Here is a 22,776-nt window from a genome sequence, read left to right on the forward strand (position 1 = left end):
TACTTCCAGTCGTGCGGACCAGCGACGTCTTCGAGCTCCTGCGGGACGGCCGACCCCGGACCCGGGCGCAGCTCGCGGAGGAGACCGGGATGGCCCGGTCGACCGTCGCGGCGCGCGTCGACACGCTGCTGCGCATGGGGCTCGTGGCACCGGTCGGAGGTGCGCGGTCGACCGGCGGTCGGCCGCCATCGCTCATCGCGCTCAACCCCGCGGCGCGCGTCGTCGCCGGGGTCGACGTGGGTGCGACGCACGCCGTGGCGGCCCTGACGGACCTCGGCGGGACGGTGCTCGGCGAGCGCCGGGCGGAGCTGGACGTGGCCGACGGGCCGGAGGTCGTGCTCGGCTGGGTGACCGCCGTGGTCGGCGAGCTGCTGGTCGAGGCGCGGCGGCCCGTCGCTGACCTGGCGGCGATCGGGCTCGGGCTGCCCGGGCCGGTCGAGCACTCGACCGGGCGGCCGATCAACCCGCCGATCATGCCGGGGTGGGACCGGTATGACGTGCCTGCCCACCTGCAGCGCACGTATGCCGTGCCCGTCCTCGTCGACAACGACGTCAACATCATGGCGCTCGGCGAGCGGGGCGCCTTCCTGCCCGACGTGGACGACCTGATCTTCGTCAAGGTGGCGACCGGCATCGGCGCTGGCATCATCTCGGGGTCACGGCTGCAGCGGGGGGCCCAGGGGACGGCGGGTGACCTGGGGCACGTGCGGGTCAGCAGCGGCAAGAGCGTCATGTGCCGGTGTGGCAACGAGGGGTGCCTCGAGGCGATCGCGGCCGGGCCCGCGCTGGCGGGGGCGCTGGCTGGCGGCGGCGTGGCGGTCGACTCGACTGCGGGGGTGGTGAAGCTGGTGCGCGCCGGAAACGGCTCAGCCGTGCAGGAGGTGCGCCGCGCGGGCCGCGACATCGGCGAGGTGCTGGCGACGATGGTCAACCTCATGAACCCGTCGGTGGTGGTGATCGGCGGCCGCCTCGCCGATGCCGGCGAGCACCTGCTGGCGGGAATCCGGGAAGTGGTCTACCAGCGATCGCTGCCGCTGGCCACCGAGCATCTGCGGATCGTGGCCTCGAAAGCTGGGGCTCAGGCTGGCGTGCTCGGGGCGGCCACGATGGCCGCAGAGCATGTTCTGTCGCCGGAAGCGATCGAGGCGGCCAGCCTCAACCTTGCCTAGGCCGCGCATGGGGAGACCGCCCGGTTCTGGTCATTCGTCCAGCGCTTCCCTAGTGGCACTGACCTCCGAGAATGCCCGGTCTACCTTTCGAGCCCAGAGTTTCCTCTCGCAAACTTGCCACACCAACACCGCGAATGCCAATGGCGCAGCCATTAATACCAACAACGCATGTGGAAGAGGCATCAGATTAACCAAGTCGGAACCCAGCAAAAACATACTGCCGATGATTGCACCAAGAGAACCGGCCACGACACCCCAATGAAAGCGCGTGGAAACAACCATTCCTCGATTCACAACCAACGCCAAACGACGTCTAAAGAGCCATTTCTCGATACACATGTGTAGGCACACCCCAACGCCACACACCAACGCCAGCACCAAGAGCAACGTGGTTCGCATTTGACCCGAAGGAGGCAGGATCGGGCTAGGCGCAAGAACTACTACCATCGCGAGCAGCAACCACGCCGCACCAACGACCATGAGCCCAGCGTCGTTGCGCTCCTTGAGCGAGCGCCGCCCGTCGAAAACCGTTCGAATCTGCACAAACAAGCCCACCGAGAGAAAGGCAGCAAACACAATAAATCCAACTGCCGCCGAGCCCCAGGAGGGCCAAGCCACTTGCCCAAGAATCCTCTGAACCCCCGACTGCATGGGAGGCGCCCAGAAATGCATGGAGTAGATCGCGACGAGAATTGAAGCAAGGGAGATGCAATAGACAACAACCATCCCACGCGAAGGAAACTTGAAACCCACCAATGGCAACAACCCTCGGATTTCCTTGACGACTGCGCTCACGAACGACGCGAATGTGCCTAGCGCCGCCCAAAAGCCTATCCACCAGGGCAGCCCAGCATCGGGAATAAATGCGGTTCCGACCGTTGCGTTCGAGAAGAACGCCATCAAGGCGGCAGGCATCGCAACTATCTTGCCAAAGCGGGCGAACTCGAGCGCCAGGCGACGCCAGAATGGGGCAGTAATTCTCCTCCACCCGGTCAGAGCCAGCGCGCAGCGCTCACCGAGGACCTTGAGCCACCACCCCAGCAGGAGAATTTCCACGCCACGCTGGGGTATGGAGACCCAAGCTTCCAGGCGGTCAACTGAACGCCGTGTGATCGCCTGGCTCCGCACTAGCTCGCGTTGCGTTACCTCCCCCAGCCCCCAGGCCATGAGCGCCAGTCTCTCGCCGTCGCTCAGAGGACTGGTTCCGGAGTTGGGCTTCGGGTACAGGTCTGCAACCTCGTCTGCCCAGAACGGAAGGCTACGCTCACGCCACTTGCGCTGCTCCAGCGCTTTCCACAACAGGTCAGGTACGCGCTCCCACTCCGTCGCTACGTACGCGCGAGACGTCGCCCAAAGCAACAGGAGGAAGAGAGCTAGCAGGAGAATAGAAGCCAACTTTCCGGCGTGAATCCAGAGTTCGACCAGCATCAACATGCCCTTCCTTGTCCACGGCGTCCAGTGACAAGGCGATGACATCATCGAGCACTGACACACCTGGCAGAACTCGAGACGAGGCAAGGTGATGGCAGCCTTTCCGGGCGCGCTCCTACCCCGCTGCTACTGTCGCGGACGCGAATAGGTCCGCAGGCATGGGCTGGGCTAGTTTCCACGTGACCGCGATGGGGCGCTCGCCTCGGTGGGATATGTAGGTCGCTGGGCCGAGGTACAGGTAGGGGCTCGTTCCGAACTCGTCCTTCTGCTCCTCCCGCACGAAGAGCAACACAGTGCTCGTGCCGTTGATGTAACGCTGCCCAGTCTTGGACCGCTCGGTCGTCGTCGACTGACTCTCCCAGTGAAAGAGCTCTCGGCTGATGGGGTAGTCCTGATACATGGTCGTCGGCGAGAACCGCTCTTCCGTCTTACGCAGGGTGATGAAGAACGCGTCGACGTTGAGCTCCGGCACATGAAGGACGCCCTCGCGAAACGAGTTGGGCTTGCGGTTGAACGACGCGTAGCCCAGCGCCGCCAGGACCTCCTCGCGCTGGTAACGCGCGTGCACCTGAAGTGGCAAGTCGGCAAGGGGCCAAGGGGTAGGTCCCACAGGGCGCTCCGCCTCATCGAAGGCGAGCTCGATGACGGCCCTCATCTCGTCCACCATGTCGGGTGTCTGCTGCAGCTCTGACAGCCCAGCCTCGACAGACTCGTGCCCTCCCCCATCGGGCCAGAGCGTGAAGAAGAGCATCTGCGCAAGCTTCTCCTCGGCCACCGACAGTCCCGCGCGTCCAGGCTCAGCCAGCAGTGCGGCATACCCCTCGCGACGCACAGGATCGTCAACGTGGGCGAGCGCACGCACCCGCTTCGCCAAGACACGCTCGATCTCGCTCGGCTCATCATCCAGGTGACCCGCATCGCGGCGCAGCTCGGTCCACGACTTCGTGCCCTTGCGCAGGATGTCACAGAGGTTGTAGCCCGACTCGTCGACGAAGGCGCCCAGCGTCGTGTCCTTGCCACTCGCTCGCAGCTGGTTAACCAGATGCGCCCATCTCGCGCTGAGCTGTGTCTTGAGGCTGCGGAGCACAGTCTCCTGCGCGCGGCGGTCCAGCACGATCTGGCAGCCCGAAGGCAGGTAGGGGAAGCCGTCCTCCAGGTCGCGGGTTAGTCGGCGACGAGGTCGACCGGTCAGGGCGGCGAGCTTCGCGTCGAACCGGAACTCTGTGCGCTGGTTGCCGACGAAGTCGAGCACGGTGAGAACCGGCTTGTCGGGACGCTGCCGCAGGCCTCGACCCAACTGCTGCAGAAAGACTGTGGCGCTGTCCGTTGGCCGCAGGAAGAGGAGCGTGTCGACGTCAGGGATGTCCACACCCTCGTTGAAGAGGTCGGCGGTGAAGAGAATGCTGAGTCGGCCAGCTCGCAGGTCACTGAGGGCGGCCTCACGCTCTGCTCCTGGCGTCGTGCCACTCACTGACCGAGCTGGGATTCCTGCCTCGGTGAAGACCTTGGCCATGTAGGCGGCGTGCTGAACACCCACGCAGAAGCCGAGCGCCCGCATACCGTGCACATCGAGGACCTTGTCGCCCAGCTCTCGCAAGATGATGCGGGCCCGCGCCTCATTACCGGTGTAGAGCTGACCGAGCTGTTCTTCGTCGTAGCGGCCCCTCACCCAGCTGACGTCACTGAGGTCGGTGCCATCCGACGCCATGAAGTAGTGGAACGGGCAGAGGATGCCGGCCTGAAGCGCCTCCCAGAGGCGCAGCTCGGCGGCAGTGCGGCCGTCGAAGTAGGCACGGACGTCGAAGCCGTCGGTCCGCTCGGGAGTGGCGGTCAGCGCCAGGAGCTCACGTGGCTGCAGCTGGCTGAGGATGTCCTGGTAGCTCTTCGCTGCGGCGTGGTGGAACTCATCGATGACGACGACCTCGAAGTGGCGCGGATCGAGGTTTCCCACGCCGTAGGAGTTGAGCGACTGCACGCTCGCGAAGACGTGCTGCCAGCGCTCAGGACGCGCGCCGTCGACATAGAGCTCACCGAAGGAAGCATCCGCGAGCACCTCTTGGTAGGCGCGTCGCGACTGCTCCAGGATCTCCTTGCGGTGAGCCACGAAGAGAAGCGCGGGGTAGCGCTTGATGGATGGGTCGGCGAGTCGGCGGTAGTCCAACGCCGCGATGATCGTCTTCCCTGTACCTGTCGCCGCAACAACGAGGTTGCGGTGTCTCCCGTGCAGTTGTCGCTCGGCCTCGAGCGCATCAAGGATGTGTTGTTGATAGGCGTAGGGCCGCACGTCGAGGCCGGACAGCGTCCACCCTGTGTCGGGGCGGACCTTGCCACCGGCAACTGCCAGCGCATCATCGAGGCGGTCTCGGTCTGCGACGTCGTTCGGGTCGTAGGGCACGAAGCTCGGGTCATTCCAGTAGGTCTCGAACGTGCCCGAGAACTTCTCGAGGAGGTGAGGTGTCGCGACCCGGGACAGTCGCACGTTCCACTCCAGCCCATCCAGGAGAGCACTACGCGAGAGGTTCGACGAGCCGACGTATGCCGTGTCGTAGCCGGTCTTGCGGTGGAACATCCATGCCTTGGCGTGCAGCCGTGTCTTGGCTTCGTCGAAGTGGATGCGAACTTCTGCACCGAAGTCCTGGACGAGGCGGTCCACGGCACGACGTTCGGTCGCCCCCATGTATGTCGTGGTGATGACTCGCAGCTGAGCGCCGCGATCTCTGAGCGCTCGTAGGTCGTCCTCAATCACCCGGAGTCCGTGCCACTTCACGAAGGCGCACAACAGATCCACCTGGTCGGCAGATGCAAGCTCGGCCCGGATTTCGGCACCGAGGCTTGGCTCCCCCTTGACATTGGTCAGGAGGGCGGCGTTGCTGAGAGGTGTTGCGGGGCGGGGAAGCTCCGGCCCGTCGCTAGTAGCCTGCACGCTCACGAGGTTGCGAACCGGTGGATGCACCGTCCGCTCGCTCGCTAGCTGATCGACAACACGATTGACCAGATCGACCCGCGCGTCCTCACGTACACCACGCAGCACATCGCGTATGACGTCGGCCACGTGGCGAGCAAGAACGTCCGCCTGCTCCGCGTCCTCAACTGGCTGCATCCGGGCCGCAACCAAAGCCTCGTCATGAAGCTCGCCTGCAAGGAGACGCGTCACCAGACGCTCATAGATCCCCTCATGCATGGCTTTAGCTTGTCAGACCGCGCTGCGGGGCGAGCCCATGAAAACGTCGAGTGTGTCGACAGAATGCACGGCGCCCAGATCGCCCTGAGGCGCGAGTCGTCTACCTGCGATTTTCGGAGTGAGCCCATGCAACAACCGCCTACGACCCCCCGTGCCGCTGGCGGCGCTGTCTCGCCTGAGAGCGCGAGACAGCGCCAACCATTACTCGTCGCGCACTCCCTTGTGAGGCTTATCGCTCACGTTGAGGATCCGCCCCGTGTTGCTGTCTCTCTTCACCCAAGTTCCGTTGGGGTGGCGGAACTCGCTTCGGGAGCGCACGGGGCCGCGACGGTAACCGCGTCCAGTGTTCTTGGCCATGATCATCACCTCCTTGGCCGCTCGATCACTTGGCGATCGAGCAGGGGTGCGCCATGATGGAGGCTCCTGTTCGACAGGGAGCCAGTGGACACCCACTGCTCGTCGGGCCCGGCGGTGCAACGCCGGGCCCGACTCTCTTGAGTTCTCAGCTGCAGCCGCTGGTGCTGCCGCAACCCTCGCAGACGTAGCAGGAGCCAGCCGGACGCATCTTCGTCCCGCAGGTCATGCAGATCGGCGCGTCGGCGACCTTGCCCTGGAACTGCTCGAGCAGCTCGGCAGAGGAGTGGATCTCCGCGTCAGCCTTGCGGGCGTCAGCGGCGCCGGCACCGGACTGGTCGGCGATCTCCTCCTTCTTCTCCGCCTTCTTGGCCGGAGTGGTGGCCGCGCTCTGGCTGTAGTTCTCCAACTCGTCCTCGTAGTCCTCGTCGTCGCTGGAGGACTCGAGCGGGGCATACGACCCGGTCTCCAGCTGGCGGGCCCGCTCCTCGGCGGTGTGAATGCCCATGAACGAGCGGGTCTCGAAGTCCAGGTAGTCCAGCGCCAGGCGGCGGAAGACGTAATCCATGATCGACTGCGCCATGCGCACGTCCGGGTCGTCAGTCATACCGGCCGGCTCGAAGCGCAGGTTGGTGAACTTCTCGACGAAGGTCTCCAGCGGCACGCCGTACTGCAGGCCGATCGACACGGCGATCGAGAAGGCGTCCATGACGCCGGCCAGGGTCGAGCCCTGCTTGCCGAACTTGAGGAACAGCTCGCCCAGGTCACCGCTCTCGTAGGTGCCGGCGGTGAGGTAGCCCTCCGCGCCGCCCACTGCGAAGCTCGTGGTCTGGCTGGCCCGGCGCTTCGGGAGCCGCTTGCGGACGGGGCGGTACTCCACGACCTTCTCGACCGGAGCCTCTACCTCGTCGGCCTTCTTCTCCTTGTCCGCCTTGCCGTCGGACAGCGGCTGGCCGACCTTGCAGTTGTCGCGGTAGACCGCGAGCGCCTTGAGGCCGAGCTTCCAGCCCTGCAGGTAGACCTCGGCGATGTCCTCCACCGTGGCCGACTCCGGCAGGTTGACGGTCTTGGAGATCGCGCCGGAGAGGAACGGCTGCACCGCGGCCATCATCCGCACGTGGCCCATCGGGCGGATCGCCCGCGCACCCATGGCGCAGTCGAAGACCTCGTAGTGCTCCGGCTTGAGGCCCGGGGCGTCGATGACGTGGCCGTTCTCGGCGATGAACTCGACGATCGCCTCGATGGTCTCGTCGGCATACCCCAGGCGGTTGAGCGCCCGCGGGATGGTCTGGTTGACGATCTGCATCGAGCCGCCACCGACGAGCTTCTTGAACTTCACCAGCGAGAAGTCAGGCTCGATGCCGGTGGTGTCGCAGTCCATCATGAAGCCGATGGTGCCGGTGGGGGCCAGCACCGACGCCTGCGCGTTGCGGTAGCCGTTCTTCTCCCCCGTCTTGACGACGGCGTCCCAGGCCTTGGTCGCGGCCTTGTGGACAGAGGAGTCCATGGTGTGCAGCGTGCGGATCTCGTCGTTCGCCGCCTGGTGCTTGCGCATGACGCGCTTGTGCGCGTCGGCGTTGCGGGCATACCCGTTGTAGGGACCGACGACCCCGGCGAGCTCGGCGGAGCGCTTGTAGGCGGCGCCGGTGAGCAGCGAGGTGAGCGACGCGGCGAGCGCGCGGCCGCCCTCGGAGTCGTAGCCGTGCCCGGTCGCCATGAGCAGCGCGCCGAGGTTGGCGTAGCCGATGCCGAGCTGGCGGTAGTTGCGGGTGGTCTCGCCGATCGGGTCGGTCGGGAAGTCCGCGAAGCAGATCGAGATGTCCATCGCGGTGATGACCAGCTCGGCGACCTTCTGGTAGGTCTCCACGTCGAAGGTGTCGTCCTCGCGCAGGAACTTGAGCAGGTTGAGCGAGGCGAGGTTGCAGCTGGAGTTGTCCAGCGACATGTACTCCGAGCAGGGGTTGGACGCGGTGATCCGGCCGGTCTCGGGGTTGGTGTGCCAGTCGTTGATGGTGCCGTCGTACTGGATGCCGGGGTCAGCGCACTCCCACGCAGCCTGCGCCATCTTGGTGAAGAGGTGCTTGGCGTCGACGGTGGTGACGACCGAGCCGTCCTTGCGGGAGGTAAGGCCGAACTCGGCCTCCTCCTCCACCGCGCGCATGAACTCGTCGGAGACGCGGACGGAGTTGTTGGCGTTCTGGTACTGCACCGAGACGATGTCGTTGCCGCCGAGGTCCATGTCGAAGCCGGCGTCGCGCAGGGCGCGGATCTTGTCCTCCTCGCGCGCCTTGGTGTCGATGAACTCCTCGATGTCGGGGTGGTCGACGTCGAGGACGACCATCTTGGCCGCGCGGCGGGTGGCGCCACCGGACTTGATGGTGCCCGCGGAGGCGTCGGCGCCGCGCATGAAGGAGACCGGGCCGGAGGCGGTGCCGCCGGAGGAGAGCAGCTCCTTGGAGGAGCGGATGCGGGAGAGGTTGAGGCCGGCGCCCGAGCCGCCCTTGAAGATGAAGCCCTCCTCCTTGTACCAGTTGAGGATCGAGTCCATCGAGTCGTCCACCGAGAGGATGAAGCACGCGCTGACCTGCTGCGGGCTCTGGGTGCCGACGTTGAACCACACCGGGGAGTTGAAGGAGAAGATCTGGTGCACGAGGGCATACGTCAGCTCGTGCTCGAAGATCTCCGCGTCCTCGTCGGTCGCGAAGTAGCCGTGCTCCTTGCCCGCCTTCACGTAGGTGAGGACGACGCGGTCGACCAGCTGCTTGAGGCCGGTCTCGCGGGCGTCGGTGCCGACGGCGCCACGGAAGTACTTCGTCGTGACGATGGTGGAGGCGTTGGCCGACCAGAAGTCCGGGAACTCCACGCCGCGCTGCTCGAAGATCGTGTCGCCGGTCTTCCAGTTGGTCTGGACGACGTCCCGGCTCTCCCAGGTGACCTGGTCGTAGGGGTGCACGCCCGGCGTGGTGAAGATGCGCTCGATGGTCAGGCCCTTGCCGTTGCGGCGCGTGCGCGTCTTCGACCCGGTCGTCTCGGTCATGACTAGCTCTCCTTGGTTGGGACTTGCGTGCGTTTCGTCCGTGTATGCCAGTGCACCAGAGGGCACCGACATACCCGGGTCGTTCAGGTGGTGGGGGTGGGTTCGGTGGTCTCGGAGGTGGCGTCGCGCTCGGTGCGCAGCAGCACGATCGCCGACTCGAAGTCGTCGAGGTTGTCGAAGGCCTGGTAGACCGACGCGAAGCGGAGGTAGGCCACCTCGTCCAGCGCCTTGAGCGGCTCGAGGATGGCCAGGCCGACCTCGTGCGCGTCGACCTCGGCCTGCCCGAGCGAGCGGATCGACTCCTCGACCTGCTGCGCGAGCAGCTGGAGCTGTGCGTCCGTGACGGGGCGACCCTGGCAGGCCTTGCGGGCGCCGGTGATCACCTTGTCCCGGCTGAACGGCTCGGTCGCGCCGCTGCGCTTGATGACCGAGAGCGTGGCGGACTCCACCGTGCCGAAGCGGCGCCCGCACTCGGGGCACTGGCGGCGGCGGCGGATGACCGTCCCATCCTCCTGGACGCGGCTGTCGACGACCTTGGAGTCGGTGTGACGGCAGAACGGGCAGTGCATGTCACTCTCCTTCGTCGGTCGTGGCAGCGCGGCGCGAGCACCTGCCGGGCAGATGCTCTGTGGGTGGATCTGGGGACGGTCTGTGGACGGGTTGTGGGTAACAGCCGGTCCGGTTGTGAACAAGATGTGGACGAACCACACCCCTGTAACTACTAGATATGGGGATCTTAGGCGACCCCGCTACTAGATGCAAGGGGTCCGTCGCGTGTTGCGTGTCGGGGGCTCGAGAGGCCCGGAACGACGCGGATCTGGGCCTGTCGGGGTGTGTCGTCCACATCGTGGGGGTGGTCAGATCGGGGCGGAATCAATACTGTGGACGAGCGTTCAGCAGCCCCGCGCTGGGGCAGACTGGGGGTGGACGGAACGGCCGCGGGTGGATCCGCGGCCGGGAGATCGAGGAGGGGTATGCCGTGAGCCGCACCACCGTCGTCGCCGCCGTGGCCGGGCTCGTGCTGCTGGCCGGCTGCGACAGCTCGACCGAGCCCTCCGCTCCCCCGACCTCGCAGGACGCGCTCACCACGCCGACCGAGGAGCCGTCGGAGGACACCGCGGCCACCTCGGAGCCGGCCGAGACGTCCGAGGAGGCGACCACCGAGGAGCCGGACGCCGACGGGGCACCCGAGATGCCGGACGAGGCGACCGAGCAGACGGAGGCGGGGGCAGAGGCATTCGCGGAGCACTACATATCTACGCTCAATTGGGCGTACATGACGGGCGAAACTGAGGCCGCACAGGAGTTGAGCGACCCAGAATGCCAGTCTTGTGCCGGACTCATTGCGGAGGCCGAGGAGTACCAGACCGAAGGCGATTACGTCGAAACCGAGCAAACGGCAGCAACGCTATCGAGTGATGGGGCTCGGGTCGAGGTCACTATCAACCAGTTGACTGGGCCGGGCGCGGGGGAAGCGGACATTGTCGTGCGACTGACGCCCAGCCAGGACGCTTGGATCGTCGACGAGATAACCATTGTGGAGTGACAAATGAGTCTCCACAGGAAAGTCGCCTCTGGGTGGGTGCTGGGGCTGGCAGCCACCCTCTGTGTCTCGGGGGCCAGCTTTAGTCAAGACTCGCCTGGCACCGATCCCCCTCCCGGTGGCTTCAAGAAGAAGATCAGAGAGGGCGGAGGAGCTGAGGTGGGGCTCACTGTTAATGAGACGAGGGCCAAGGCGAATGCTTGGCCACCAGGAAGCAGCCCGAGTTCGCCAACGTCCTGGTACGAGTACCGCGCTGTCATTGACTGCATGCCGCCCAACACTGTGGACGAGCCACGGCTAGACATCTGCCAGAGCGCATTGGACGCCTGCGCGGGACAACCAGAGCCATCGTTTGCACTTACCGTGATTTTCCGTCGCGTTGTATCTGCGGATGGTTCGGAAGGCGCGTGGGAACGCGACGGAACAACCTGCTTCAGCAACTCTGTTCCCAGCCGGTCCGGCGAGGCCGCGGAGGAGCTCACAGAAGCCATGATTGTCGAGCAGTTCCACCAGACCGACTTTGCGCTCCCAGGGGCCGTCATCCAGCCCCCCAGACGGGCGGACGCTGGTCAACCTGCCGGTGTACTTCCAGCTCGCCTGGCCCGAAGCGGGCTTCGAGCCGCAGGAGATCGACACCACGACGATCATCGGGTACGAGGTGCGGATCCGGCCGACCTTGGTCGGCATCACCTATCTCACCGGCGACGGCGGCAGCATCGGACCGACCGAGAGCACGGGCGGCCCCTACCCCGACGGCGACATCACCCACGAATACACCGACGCGGCCGAGGTCGCGCCCTACATCTCGGTCGAGTACGGCGGCGAGGTCAGCGTGGACGGCGGCGACTGGAGCGAGATCCCGAGCACCGTGGTCATCGACGGCCCGACGAACCCGCTCGAGGTCCTGACGTCCAAGAACCGCCTCTACTCGAACTGAAAGACTCTCAGCCCTTGACGGAACCGGCCATCAACCCGCCGACGAAGTAGCGGCCGAGCAGGATATACACGAGCAGCGTCGGCAGGCTGGCGATGAGCGCACCGGCCATCGACACCCCGTAGTTCGACAGCATGGCGCCGTTGGCCAGGTTGTTGAGCGCCATCGTCACCGGCCCGTTGTTGGCCGTGGAGAAGAAGACCGCGAAGAGGAAGTCGTTCCACGCCGATGTGAACTGCCACAGCAGCACGACCACGAAGCTCGGGATCGAGATCGGCAGCACGACCGAGAAGTACGTCCGCAGCATCCCCGCACCGTCCACGCGAGCCGACTCGATGAGCTCCATCGGCACGGTCTCGTAGTAGTTGCGGAAGATCAGCGTGCAGATCGGGATGCCGTAGACGACGTGCAGCAGGATCAGCGACGGGATGCCGTTGGGCACGTTGATGTCGATCATCAGCTGCACCAGCGGGATCATCACCGCCTGGTAGGGGATGAACATCCCGAAGAGGATCAGCGTGAAGACAAGGTTGGCGTGCGGGAACCTCCAGCGCGAGAGCACGAAACCGTTCATCGAGCCCAGCAGCGAGGACAGCACCGCGGCCGGGATGACCATGGCGAAGGTCCGCATGAGCGCCGGCGACAGCGCCTCCCAGGCATCAGCCCAGTTCTGCCCCGTCCACGTCTGCGGGAAGAACCACGTGCGCGACGGGCTCGCGTCGCCGATGCCCTTGAAGCTCGTGACGAAGAGCACGTAGACCGGGATGAGCACGAGCAACAGGGAGGCGAGGAGGACGGCATACCGGAAGATCCGCCAGCCCGGGCTCCCGGTGCGCCGCGACGGTTTGCCCGAGCTCGGCCTCGTGCCCGTGACCTGTTGCGTCTCCGGTGCGGGGGTGGTAACAGTGGCCATGGCTCAGCCCCGCTTCCTGGCCCGCGCGTCGTACCAGAGGTACGGCACGACGGCGAGCGCCACGATGACCAGCAGGATGACCCCGACCGCCGCCGAGTTGGCGTAGTCGTAGACGGTCGCGAAGTTGTACATGTCGATCGCCGGGACCTTGGTCGAGTACGCCGACTGGTTCGCGATCGACATGATGAGGTCGAACGACTTCAGCGACATGTGGCCGATGATGATGAGCGCCGACAGCGCCACCGGCGACAGCTGCGGGAAGACGACGTGCCGGTAGAGCTGCATCTCGCTCGCCCCGTCGACCCGCGCCGCCTCCCGCAGCTCGTCCGGTATGCCGCGGAAGCCGGCCAGGAAGAGCGCCATGACGTAGCCCGACAGCTGCCAGATTGCCGGCAGCGCGATCGCGAGGATGCCGTAGCGCGGGTTGGTCCACCACTCGTTCTGCAGGAAGCCGAGCCCGGTCATCTGGAAGAGCCGGTTGAGCCCGGAGGCCTGCTCGCCCACGTTGGAGTTGAGCAGCCACTTCCAGACGACACCCGAGGCGACGAAGCTCACCGCCATCGGGAAGAGGTAGACCGAGCGGAAGATCCCCTCGCCCTTGATCGGCCGCTCGAGCACCCAGGCCCAGCAGAAGCCGATGACCAGGGTGCCGAGCAGGAAGACCACCGTGAAGATCACCAGGTTGCGCAGCGAGTGCTGGAAGGCGGGGCTCGCGAGCAGCTCGGTGTAGTTGCTGAACCCCACGAAGCCGACCGGGTCCCGGCCCGTCGCCTGCGCCGCCGTGTGCTTGTCCGTCAGCGACTCCCGGAAGCTCAGCCCGATGAAGCCGTAGACGAAGACACCCAGCAGCAGCAGGGACGGGCTGATGAGGAGCAGCCCCGGCAGCCAGGACCTGACCCTGGTCACTGCGACAGTGACTCCGTGGCGGCGACCAGCTCCTGCTGCAGCGTGTCGACGTCGGACGCACCCTGGCTGAACTTCACGACGGCCTGGTTGACCGCGGTCGAGACCGCGACCGGGGCGGCCGCGCCGTGCGCCAGCGAGCTGACGATCGTGTCGTTCTCGAAGTCCTCCATCGCCGACTGCTGGTACTCCGGGAACTCGGCCGCGTCGATGTCGGTGCGCGCCGGGATCGAGCCCTTGACGGTGTTGAAGGCCAGCTGGCCCTCGCTCGAGGAGATCGTCTCCAGCCACGCCTTGGTGCCGCCGGCGTGCGCGGCGCCCACGGGCATCGTGAACGAGTCGGCGAGGTAGTTGAAGACCCCGTCGGTCCCGGGCACCGGCCAGTAGGTGTAGTCCTCGGGGGCGGTCATGTCCTGGGCGTCGTAGGCCGCGACGGCCCAGTCACCCATGACGTTGTAGGCCGCGTCGCCCGCCATGACCGGCTGCAGCGCCGGCTCCCAGTCGAGCCCGTCGCGGTCGGTGTTGGACCACTCGACGATCTGCGCCCACTTCGTCAGCGCGGTGTTGACGTCGTCGCCGGCCCAGTCGGTGCTGCCGTCCCACAGCCCGTTGTATGCCTCGGGCCCGAGCTCGGAGAGCAGGACGTTCTCCAGGAGCTGGGTCTGGGTCCAGTCCATGCCGAGGGTGACCGGGGTCTTGCCGATGGCCTCGACCTTCTCCATGTCGGCCATCCACGCGTCCAGGTCCTCCGGGGGCGTCTCCGGGTCGATGCCGGCCTCCTCCAGGACGGCCGGGTTGACCCAGACCATGTTGGAGCGGTGCACGTTGGAGGGGATGGAGTAGATCTGGTCATCGACCGTGAGCTGCTCGATGAGGCTCTCCGGGAAGACGTCGGTGAGGCCGAACTCGTCGTACAGACCCGAGACGTCCTCGATCTGGCCGGCGTCGATGTAGTCCTGCAGCTCGGCACCGGTGTGCGCCTGGAAGGTGTCCGGCGGGTTGCCTGCCTGCAGGTCGGCCTGCAGCTTCTGCTTGGCCTGCGAGCCCGCACCACCGGCGAGCGCGGCGTTGATGAACTCGGTGTCCGGGTGCTGCTCGCCGAAGACCTCGACCAGCGCGTCCAGGCCGGCCTTCTCCGAGCCCTGCGCCCACCAGGTCATGACCTGGACCTCGCTGGCGTCGCCGCCCTCGGCCGAGCCACCGTCGCCCGAGCCGCCGGAGCCACCGGAGTCTCCCCCACCGCAGGCCGACAGGACCAGCGCCCCGGAGAGCACCACTGCCAGGGCCGAGAGACGGCCCACCTTCTTGTTCTGACTCATCGCTCGTCCCTTCGCACGTCGTCGTCACGGACCGGAGATCGCACCAGTCACGGGTGATCGAGAGGCTAATCACGAGGGTTAAGTCTTGTCAACGATAGTTATCACTGTGTTATTTTCCGGGACATGGATCAAAGGAGGGTGGTCTCGGGCGGTCGCGGTCCACGTCACCGCGGCAACGCGGCGGCCGTGCTCCGGGTGGTCAGCGACCGGGACGAGGTCACGCGCCAGGAGATCGCGCGGCATACCGGTCTGTCGCGCAGCACCGTCGCCGACCTGGTCACGCGCCTCCTCGAGAGCGGTGACCTGACCGAGGCCACGCAGCAGCCGGGTGGCCGGGGGCGCCCGGCTCAGCTGGTACGCCGCGCCGACCCGCAAGGGCTGCTGCTCGGGCTGGACCTCGGGCACAACCACGTCACCGTGGCGCTCGGCGACGCCTCCGCCGCGGTGCTGCAGGAGGTCACCGTCGACGCCGACCTCGACCGGGATCCGGACGCCACCATCGACCTCACCCGCGACCTGGCGCTGGAGGTCCTGGCGCGGGAGGGCTCGAGCCTGTCCGACGTGGCGGCCGCGGTCGCCGGGCTGCCGGGGCCGATGAGCCACGCCGGGGTGCTCTCGGTCCCCTCGATGCTGGGTCAGGGCCAGATGCGCGACCCCGGACGCCGGCTCTCCCGCGTCCTCGGTATGCCCGTGCCCGTCACCACGGACACCGTGCTGGGTGCGGTCGGCGAGCTGCGCAGCGGGGCGGCGATGGGCGTCGACGACGTCATCTTCGTCAAGGCCTCGCACGGGGTCGGGTGCGCGCTCGTGCTCGGCGGGCAGATCTACCGCGGCAGCGGCGGGCTGGCCGGCGAGTTCGGGCATACCCGGGTCGGCGACGGGGCGATCCGCTGCCGGTGCGGCAACCTCGGGTGCCTCGAGACCGTGGCCGGGCTGGAGCGCGTGCTGGCCGAGCTCCCCCACCCCTACACCGAGGCCGCGCTCACCGCGGAGGGGGTCGGCGACCCCGTGGTGTCCCGGGTCGTCACCGATGCGGGGCGGGCCGTCGGGTCCACGCTCGCGCCGATCTGCAACGCTCTCAACCCAGCCCTCGTCGTGACCGGGGGCGGGCTCGGGGCGGTGCACGCCGAGGCCTTCGGCAAGGGGGTGCGGGAGGCGATCGACCGCGACGCCCAGCCGGCCATCGCCAGCGCGCTGCAGGTCGTGCCGGCGCAGCACGGGGTCCGGGCCGAGCGGATCGGGGCGCTGCTGCTGGCCCGGCGGGAGGCCATGAGGTGAGCGGCCGCTAGAGCCAGCCGCGCTCCTCGGCATACCGTGCCGCCTCCACGCGGGTGGCGGTGCCGGTCTTGCCGATCGCGGAGGACAGGTAGTTGCGCACCGTCCCCGGCGAGAGGAAGAGCTGACCGGCGATCGACTGCACCGGCGAGCCGTCCAGCGCCTGGCGCAGAACCTCGCGCTCGCGGTCGGTGAGCGGGTTGGGGCCGCCGATGAGCGATTCCGTGGCGAGCGCCGGATCGACGACCCGCAGCCCGGCATCGACCCGGCGCACCGCCTCGGCGAGCTCGGGGGCCGGGGTGTCCTTGACGACGAAGCCGCACGCTCCGGCGTCCATCGCGCGGCGCAGGTAGCCGGGCCGACCGAAGGTGGTCACCATGAGGCAGCGTGTGCGCGCCCCCTGCTCGCGCAGCTGCTCCAGCACCTCGATGCCGTCGAGGCCGGGCATCTCGATGTCGAGCAGGCATACCTGCGGCTGGGCGCGCTGCACCGCGTCGAGGACCGCGTCGCCCCGCCCGACCTGGGCGACCACCTCGATGTCGCGCTCGAGGTCGAGCAGCGCGGCGAGCGCGCCGCGGACCAGCGCCTGGTCGTCGGCCAGCAGCACCTTGATCACAGCTTCACCTCCACGGTGGTGCCGGCCCCGTCCGGTCCGGGGCCCAGCGTCAGGGAGCCGCCGGCCTGTTCGACGCGCTCGCGCAGGCCGCGTATGCCGTTGCCCTCGCGGGTGCCGTCCACTCCCCTGCCGTCGTCGCTGACCCGCAGCCAGTGGTCGCCCAGCTCGACGACGCAGGTGTCGGCATGGCTGTGGCGGACGACGTTGGTCACCGCCTCGCGCAGCACCCACGCGAGCGTGATGCGGTGGCGGGGGTCGACGAGGAGGACGTCGTCGGGGAGCCGGGCGTCGATGCCCGCGCCGCGCAGCGCCACGTCCGCCGCCTCGACCTCGTCGGCCAGCCGGGCCACGCGCAGGCCACCGACGGTGGCGCGGATCTCGGCGAGCGCCTGGCGGGCGATGTCCTGCACCTCCCCCATCTCCTGCTTCGCGCGCTCGGGGTCGGCGTCCACGAGACGCCGGGCAAGCTCGGTCTTGACGGTGACGACGGTGAGCGAGTGCCCGAGCACGTCGTGGACGTCCCGGGCGACGCGCTCGCGCTCCTCGGTGAGCGCCAGCTGGCTCTCGGTCTCCAGGGCCGACTCCTGCTGCTCCTCGAGGTAGCGGCTGAGCACGCTGATCGTCAGCACCAGGGCCGAGATGCCCCAGAACATGATCGTCGGCCACACCCCCCAGATGAGGGCGCTGGTGAGCATCCCGAGGCCGAGGAGGCCGAGCGAGATCGTCCAGACCCCGCGCCAGGGCAGGAAGAAGACCGGCACGCCCACGATGAACGGCATGGCGGTCAGCGCGTTCGGGCCGATCATCGTGGCCAGGACGATGGCGACGGCGACCATCGCGCCGAGCCCCAGCAGGCCGCCACGGGCGGCCGAGGCATACTGCCCGCCACCGACGCGACGCACGGCGCGGCGCACGGTCAGGACGTAGGCAACCATGAAGGCCGCGACGAGCGCGGTGGCGACCAGCCGGTGAGCGGGGGTGTAAGGCGTGGTCCAGATGTGGATCAGCGGGAAGATGAAGAAGACCAGCCAGATGCCGCCGAAGAGCCAGCCCCACCGCGACCAGGCGTCTGCGGGCCTCTGCGTGGGACTCATGCGGACCACTCTGCCAGCACGGGGGCCGTGGGGGCAGTGACGTCTGTCACCGGATCCTCGCAGTTCACCGGGTCTGTCGGAGGCGGGTGCTTGGGTGAGGTATGGCGTCGGCAGCGGAGGTGCATGCGGACCGGGCGGAGGAGTGGTCCCCGCCCGATCCGGAGAGCCCGCTGGCCGAGATCGACGCCCTGAGCGCAGAGGACTACCGGGCGTTCATGGACGAGCTCTCCGCAGCGCTGGGCGAGGCTGCCGATGCGGAGCTGGCCGCGCGGCCGGCTTCCGAGCGGGTGGCCGACGGGCTGGAGACGGCGCGACGGGGTATGCGCTGCGCCACGGTGAGCGCCGAGGAGGCTGCCACGGTGCTCGACGCCGACCTGGCGGGCGCGCTGGAGTCGGTGGGTGAGCTGCAGACCCAGCTGGGCGCGGTCGGCTTCACCTTGGCGCGCGAGGCGGCGGTGCGCGGGCTGCACCAGGACGTGGCGATGTCGCTGGTCGACTGGCTGCGGGTGCGCTGCCCCTGGCTCAGCATCCAGGACGCCGCCCAGATCAGCGCGGTCGTGACCGTCTCGCAGACACCCACGACGGCGATGATCGGTGAGGCGGTCGCCGACGGCAGCGTCCCCGTGCACCGGGCGGCCACGGTCGCGCGCACGATGACCCGGCTGAAGTCCTCGCTGACCCCGGAGCAGCAGGAGGACTACGCGCGGATCGCCACCGCGGCGGCCGCGCGGACCGACCTGTCCGACCGCGACCTGGGGCGCGTGTGTCACCGGCTGCTCGAGGACCTGCTGGAGGAGACCGAGCCGGAGGGGCGGGAGCGGACGGCCATCGAGCTGCGCACCGTCACGCGGCGCAGGGTGGCGTCGGGGCTGACCCGGTTCACCATCGACGCGCCGGACGGGGACGCCGCGATCATCTCCGGGGTGCTCACCTCGGCCCTGGCGGCGCCTGCCCCGGAGAGCAAGGCCCAGGGCGACGAGGGCGAGGGCGACGGTGAGGGGTCGGGTGGGGCGGGCGGGTCGGGTGGCGGCAGCATCGAGCCGGACACGCGGCTGCCGGGACAGCGGCGCTACGACGCGCTCATGACCGTCATCCGGCGCGGCGTCGGCAACCCGGGCGCCCCGCCGTCCACCGCCAGGGCCACGGTCCTGCTGACCATCCCCTTCGACCCCGAGCGCGGCACGCCCGCCGGGGCCGCGAGCACGATGGAGGGCGACTACGTGCCGCCCCGGCAGGCCGCGGAGCTGGCGTGCAGCGGCGACGTCACCCCGGTGTGGCTCACGGCCGACGGCGAGCCGCTCGCGCTGGGCCAGGACGCGCGCTTCGCCTCTCCTGCGCAGTGGAAGGCCCTGGCCGTGCGTGACGGCGGCTGCTCCTTCCCCGGCTGCTCGGCGCTGCCGCAGTGGTGCGACAGCCACCACCTCGACCACTGGGCCCGTGGCGGCAGCACCGACGTCGACCGGATGGCCCTGCTCTGCGGCCGCCACCACACCCACGTCCACCAGCGCGACCTGACCGCCACGGTGAGCGGCGGCACCGTCACCTGGCACGTCTGAGGACCGCGCCCCGCGGTCGGCCCCGAGGGGACCGGCCGCTGAGGCATGCCCGACGCCGGCTCCCAGGTGCGGAGACCGCCCCGTGACGAGGCATGTCCGGCGGCAGGCATACACGATGGTGCGGCGGCGTTGGCCCTGGCATGGCATCCACGCGCGTCCCGCTGTCCGTCCTCGACCTGGTCCCCCGCTCGCAGGGGATGACGCCGGCCACGGCGATCGAGGAGTCCGTGGCCCTCGCCCGCGAGGTCGACGAGCTCGGCTACCACCGCTTCTGGATGGCCGAGCACCACGGCTCGGAGGCGTTCATGTCCTCCGCGACCTCGCTGCTGCTCGGTCACGTGGCGCACGCGACGGACCGGATCCGGCTCGGGTCGGGCGGAGTCATGCTGCCCAACCACTCCCCGCTCATGGTGGCGGAGTACTACGGGACCCTCGCGACGATCCACGGCGACCGCTTCGACCTCGGCCTCGGGCGTGCGCCGGGGACCGACCCCATGACCGCGGCGGCGCTGTCCCGCTCCAGCGGTCACCTCCCCGACTTCGCCGCCGAGGTCGCCGACCTCCAGCGCTACCTGGGCGAGCCGCAGGCCGGCCGCCGGGTGCGGGCGCTGCCCGGCGAGGGCACGAAGGTGCCGCTGTGGATGCTCGGCTCGTCCACCGGCGGCGCCCAGGTCGCCGCGGCGCTGGGGCTGCCCTTCTCCTTCGCCTCCCACTTCGCCCCGGACCAGCTGGACGAGGCGCTGAGTCTCTACCGCGACCGTTTTCGGGCCGACGCCGAGACCGCCCAGGTGGACCGGCCGACGACGATGGCCGGGGTCAACGTGCTCGTGGCCCCCACCCAGGAGGAGGCCGACCACCTCTTCACGACGGCACAGCTCATGGCGATCCGGATCCGCTCCGGACAGCCGGCACCGCTGGACCCGCCGGTCGAGAGCCTCGCCGCCGTCGTGCCGACCGAGCTGCTGCCGCTGGCCGACGCGCACCAGTCGGTGAAGATGGTCGGCACCCCCGACACCGTCGTCGACAAGCTCGAGGCGTTCGTCGACGCCCACGACCTGGACGAGCTCATCGTCACCACCTACACCTTCGACCCCGAGATGCGCCGACGCAGCTACCGCATGCTCGCCGAGGCCTGGGGCACGGGTATGCCTGCCGACGAGCGGGTCGCGGTCAGCGCCTGACCTCGATCCCACCAGACCGGGCCGCCAGACCGGGCGCCCGCAGGTCCTGCGCTGCCAGGATGCCGGGCATGGACGCACGAGCAGGCCGGCTGACCACACAGGAGTTCCAGGCCGCGGAGGGGACCGAGGACTGGCGCGGGTTGGGTCGTGGCGCGCACGCCTGGTTCGCCACCGGGTCCCACGCCGACGGGGCAGCGCTCGTGCGCAGCGTCGTGTCGACGTGCGGCGACCTCGGCACCGGGCTTCCCGACCTCGACCTGCGCGCGACCGGGCTCCGGATGCGCCTGGCCGCGTCGGGCGAGGGGTTCACGACGCAGACGGTCGAGCTCGCCCGCGCGATCTCCGCCTCGGCCCGCGATCTCGGTCTCACCGCGCAGCCGGAGGTCGTGCAGGAGGTCCAGCTGGCGGTGGACACCCAGGACCCCGGGGCGGTCATGGACTTCTGGGAGACCGCCCTGGGCTACGAGCGCCAGGGCGAGGAGGACGTCGTCGACGCCGGCCGCCGCCACCCGCCGCTGTGGTTCCAGGACATGGACGCGGCCCGTCCGCTGCGCAGCCGCCTCCACCTCGACTCGGTCACCTCCCAGCCCGTCGCCGCAGCCACCGTGGACCGGCTCGAGGCCGCGGGGGCAGGGGTCGCCCGCCACGGCTACTACGCCACCGTGGCCGACCCGGAGGGCAACGAGGTCGACGTCCTGCCGCTGCCCGAGGGCGCCTGCCTCTGGGAGGAGGGCACCGAGGACTGGCGCCTGGTCTTCGCGGCCGTCGCCGCCTACCCGGTGCGCTCCGTCGACGACCTGCTCGCGCTGGTGACCGGGGCCGCCGACCTCGCGGACGGGGCCGGGCTCCCGCTCGGCATCGACGTGCGGCCCCTGCCCGCGCCCGGCACGACAGCCCCGGACGCAGACGCAGGGACACACCGCCTCGCGCTGGTGACCGTGCATACCGCGAAGGACCGTTGGGAGATGGACGAGGGCTACCTCGACCTGGCCCGCCAGGTGCAGCAGCTCGCCCGGTCGCTGGACCTCACCGCCGACCCCGGTCGTGCCCGCTTCGTGCAGATCGGCCTGGACGCGGCCGACATCCCGGCGGTCAGCACCTTCTGGCAGGCCGCTCTCGGCTACGAGCCCGACCCGCGCGACAACGTCACCGACATCGTCGACCCGCGAGGTCTGGGCCCAGTCCTCTTCTTCCAGCCGATCGATGAGCAGGACGAGCAGCGACGGGCGCAGCGCAACCGCCTGCACGTCGACGTCTACCTGCCCCACGACGTGGCCGCGACCCGGGTCGAGACCGCCGTCGCCGCGGGCGGCACCGTGGTGCGCGACGCCGCGCCGTTCTGGTGGACGGTCGCCGACCCCGAGGGCAACGAGGTGGACCTCGCCGTGACGGTCGGCCGCGAGGAGGAGTGGGGCTGAGCGGGCGACCCCGCACAATGGTGTCGTGCCCTCCCCCGACACCGAGCCGACGACGAGCCTGCGCACACTGCTCCCCGCCGCGGGGGTGTCGGTCTCGGCGCTGCTGCTCTTCGGGGTGCACCTGCCGTGGGCCGGGTATGCCCTCCTCCTCGCCAGCCTCGTGGCCGCCTTCGTCCTGCACCGCGAGCTCTTCCTCGACCTGCTGCTCATCGCCCTGGGCATCGGCATCGTGTCGACCACCTCGGTCGAGGCCGACATCAGCTGGGACATGTTCTTCCTGCTCGGCGCTGTCCTCACCGCCGCCGTGCTGGCCCCGGTGCTCGTCGACCGCTTCGTCTACCGGCGCGGCGCGATCACCTTCCCGTGGATCACCGGACGCCGCTGGACCAGGCTCCAGTGGGCCTACGTCGTGGCCGTGCCCGTGCTGGGCTACCTCATCCTCCCCGCCTACTTCATCCACTCCGGCAGCTACCAGAACTGGCCACCCATCCAGACCGCCAGCGAGTTCGGGCGCTTCTTCGTCGGCGTCAACGCCGTGGGTCTGTGGGACGAGCTGTTCTTCATCTGCATCTGCTTCGCCCTGCTGCGCCGCCACTTCCCGCTGTGGACCGCCAACGTGCTGCAGGCGACGATCTTCGTCTCGTTCCTGTGGGAGCTCGGCTACCGGTCCTGGGGGCCGCTGCTGACCATCCCGTTCGCGCTGCTGCAGGGCTACATCTTCACCCGCACCAAGTCGCTCACCTACGTCGTGATCATCCACCTGCTCTTCGACGCGGTCGTCTTCCTCGCGATCGTCCACGCGCACGACCGCAGCATCTTCCCGTTCTTCCTCTACTGAGCTCGCCCGTCCCG

The 22,776-nt window shown here is 68.6% G+C and carries 17 protein-coding genes; 8 read left to right on the forward strand and 9 right to left on the reverse strand.

Annotation, left to right across the window (positions count from 1 at the left end; translation table 11 throughout):
• Positions 1-11: 11 nt before the first annotated feature.
• Positions 12-1,169 carry an ROK family transcriptional regulator gene (locus SGUI_RS04825; RefSeq protein ID WP_066636980.1) on the forward strand — a complete coding sequence of 386 codons (1,158 nt, stop codon included), beginning with the start codon at positions 12-14 and terminating at the stop codon, positions 1,167-1,169.
• A 30-nt stretch (positions 1,170-1,199) separates the two neighbouring features.
• On the opposite strand, the gene SGUI_RS04830 is transcribed toward SGUI_RS04825, so the two are convergent.
• The 4 genes from SGUI_RS04830 to nrdR form a co-directional block, all read right to left on the reverse strand.
• The gene (locus tag SGUI_RS04830) at positions 1,200-2,603 is read right to left on the reverse strand and encodes a hypothetical protein (protein ID WP_066636981.1); all 1,404 of its coding nucleotides are present in this window, start codon (positions 2,601-2,603) and stop codon (positions 1,200-1,202) included.
• 112 nt (positions 2,604-2,715) lie between these two features.
• On the reverse strand, positions 2,716-5,781 hold the full coding sequence (locus tag SGUI_RS04835) for a DEAD/DEAH box helicase (RefSeq protein WP_066636988.1): 3,066 nt from the start codon (positions 5,779-5,781) through the stop codon (positions 2,716-2,718).
• 502 nt (positions 5,782-6,283) lie between these two features.
• Complete coding sequence (locus tag SGUI_RS04840) at positions 6,284-9,172, reverse strand: vitamin B12-dependent ribonucleotide reductase (RefSeq protein WP_066636990.1); 2,889 nt, start codon at positions 9,170-9,172, stop codon at positions 6,284-6,286.
• Between the two features lie 83 nt (positions 9,173-9,255).
• Complete coding sequence (nrdR, locus tag SGUI_RS04845; protein WP_066636992.1) at positions 9,256-9,741, reverse strand: transcriptional regulator NrdR; 486 nt, start codon at positions 9,739-9,741, stop codon at positions 9,256-9,258.
• Between the two features lie 410 nt (positions 9,742-10,151).
• Here nrdR and SGUI_RS04850 point away from each other — a divergent pair, with 410 nt between their 5' ends.
• Together SGUI_RS04850 and SGUI_RS04855 are read left to right on the forward strand one after the other, a co-directional pair.
• Positions 10,152-10,718, forward strand: a complete 567-nt coding sequence (locus tag SGUI_RS04850; RefSeq protein WP_066636995.1) for a DUF6318 family protein — start codon at positions 10,152-10,154, stop codon at positions 10,716-10,718.
• A gap of 577 nt (positions 10,719-11,295) precedes the next feature.
• Complete coding sequence (locus SGUI_RS04855; protein ID WP_066636998.1) at positions 11,296-11,652, forward strand: hypothetical protein; 357 nt, start codon at positions 11,296-11,298, stop codon at positions 11,650-11,652.
• 7 nt (positions 11,653-11,659) lie between these two features.
• On the opposite strand, the gene SGUI_RS04860 is transcribed toward SGUI_RS04855, so the two are convergent.
• The 3 genes from SGUI_RS04860 to SGUI_RS04870 are packed head-to-tail and all read right to left on the reverse strand — an operon-like array spanning position 11,660 to position 14,784.
• Positions 11,660-12,562: a carbohydrate ABC transporter permease gene (locus tag SGUI_RS04860; protein ID WP_066637001.1), complete on the reverse strand. Its 903-nt coding sequence runs from the start codon at positions 12,560-12,562 to the stop codon at positions 11,660-11,662.
• Positions 12,563-12,565: 3 nt separating this feature from the next.
• The gene (locus SGUI_RS04865) at positions 12,566-13,468 is read right to left on the reverse strand and encodes a carbohydrate ABC transporter permease (protein WP_066637003.1); all 903 of its coding nucleotides are present in this window, start codon (positions 13,466-13,468) and stop codon (positions 12,566-12,568) included.
• Positions 13,465-14,784: an ABC transporter substrate-binding protein gene (locus SGUI_RS04870; RefSeq protein ID WP_066637006.1), complete on the reverse strand. Its 1,320-nt coding sequence runs from the start codon at positions 14,782-14,784 to the stop codon at positions 13,465-13,467. The genes SGUI_RS04865 and SGUI_RS04870 overlap by 4 nt, the downstream gene beginning before the upstream one ends.
• A 123-nt stretch (positions 14,785-14,907) precedes the next feature.
• Between SGUI_RS04870 and SGUI_RS04875 the strand changes: the two genes are divergently transcribed.
• Positions 14,908-16,062 (forward strand): ROK family transcriptional regulator, encoded by a 1,155-nt coding sequence (locus SGUI_RS04875; protein ID WP_066637009.1) that lies wholly within the window; start codon positions 14,908-14,910, stop codon positions 16,060-16,062.
• A gap of 7 nt (positions 16,063-16,069) precedes the next feature.
• Here SGUI_RS04875 and SGUI_RS04880 read toward each other — a convergent pair whose 3' ends face one another.
• Positions 16,070-16,675 (reverse strand): response regulator transcription factor, encoded by a 606-nt coding sequence (locus SGUI_RS04880; protein ID WP_066637017.1) that lies wholly within the window; start codon positions 16,673-16,675, stop codon positions 16,070-16,072.
• Positions 16,672-17,769 (reverse strand): sensor histidine kinase, encoded by a 1,098-nt coding sequence (locus SGUI_RS04885; protein ID WP_066642779.1) that lies wholly within the window; start codon positions 17,767-17,769, stop codon positions 16,672-16,674. The genes SGUI_RS04880 and SGUI_RS04885 overlap by 4 nt, the downstream gene beginning before the upstream one ends.
• Before the next feature lie 101 nt (positions 17,770-17,870).
• On the opposite strand from SGUI_RS04885, the gene SGUI_RS04890 reads away from it, so the two are divergent.
• The 4 genes from SGUI_RS04890 (at position 17,871) to SGUI_RS04905 (ending at position 22,762) form a co-directional block, all read left to right on the forward strand.
• On the forward strand, positions 17,871-19,325 hold the full coding sequence (locus SGUI_RS04890) for an HNH endonuclease signature motif containing protein (RefSeq protein WP_066637019.1): 1,455 nt from the start codon (positions 17,871-17,873) through the stop codon (positions 19,323-19,325).
• A gap of 140 nt (positions 19,326-19,465) precedes the next feature.
• Positions 19,466-20,506 (forward strand): LLM class flavin-dependent oxidoreductase, encoded by a 1,041-nt coding sequence (locus SGUI_RS04895; protein ID WP_066637021.1) that lies wholly within the window; start codon positions 19,466-19,468, stop codon positions 20,504-20,506.
• A 68-nt stretch (positions 20,507-20,574) separates the two neighbouring features.
• Positions 20,575-21,924 (forward strand): VOC family protein, encoded by a 1,350-nt coding sequence (locus SGUI_RS04900; protein WP_066637023.1) that lies wholly within the window; start codon positions 20,575-20,577, stop codon positions 21,922-21,924.
• A 25-nt stretch (positions 21,925-21,949) separates the two neighbouring features.
• The gene (locus tag SGUI_RS04905) at positions 21,950-22,762 is read left to right on the forward strand and encodes a CPBP family intramembrane glutamic endopeptidase (RefSeq protein WP_066637025.1); all 813 of its coding nucleotides are present in this window, start codon (positions 21,950-21,952) and stop codon (positions 22,760-22,762) included.
• Positions 22,763-22,776 lie beyond the last annotated feature (14 nt).

Source organism: Serinicoccus hydrothermalis, assembly GCF_001685415.1.
Classification (GTDB): Bacteria; Actinomycetota; Actinomycetes; order Actinomycetales; family Dermatophilaceae; genus Ornithinicoccus; species Ornithinicoccus hydrothermalis.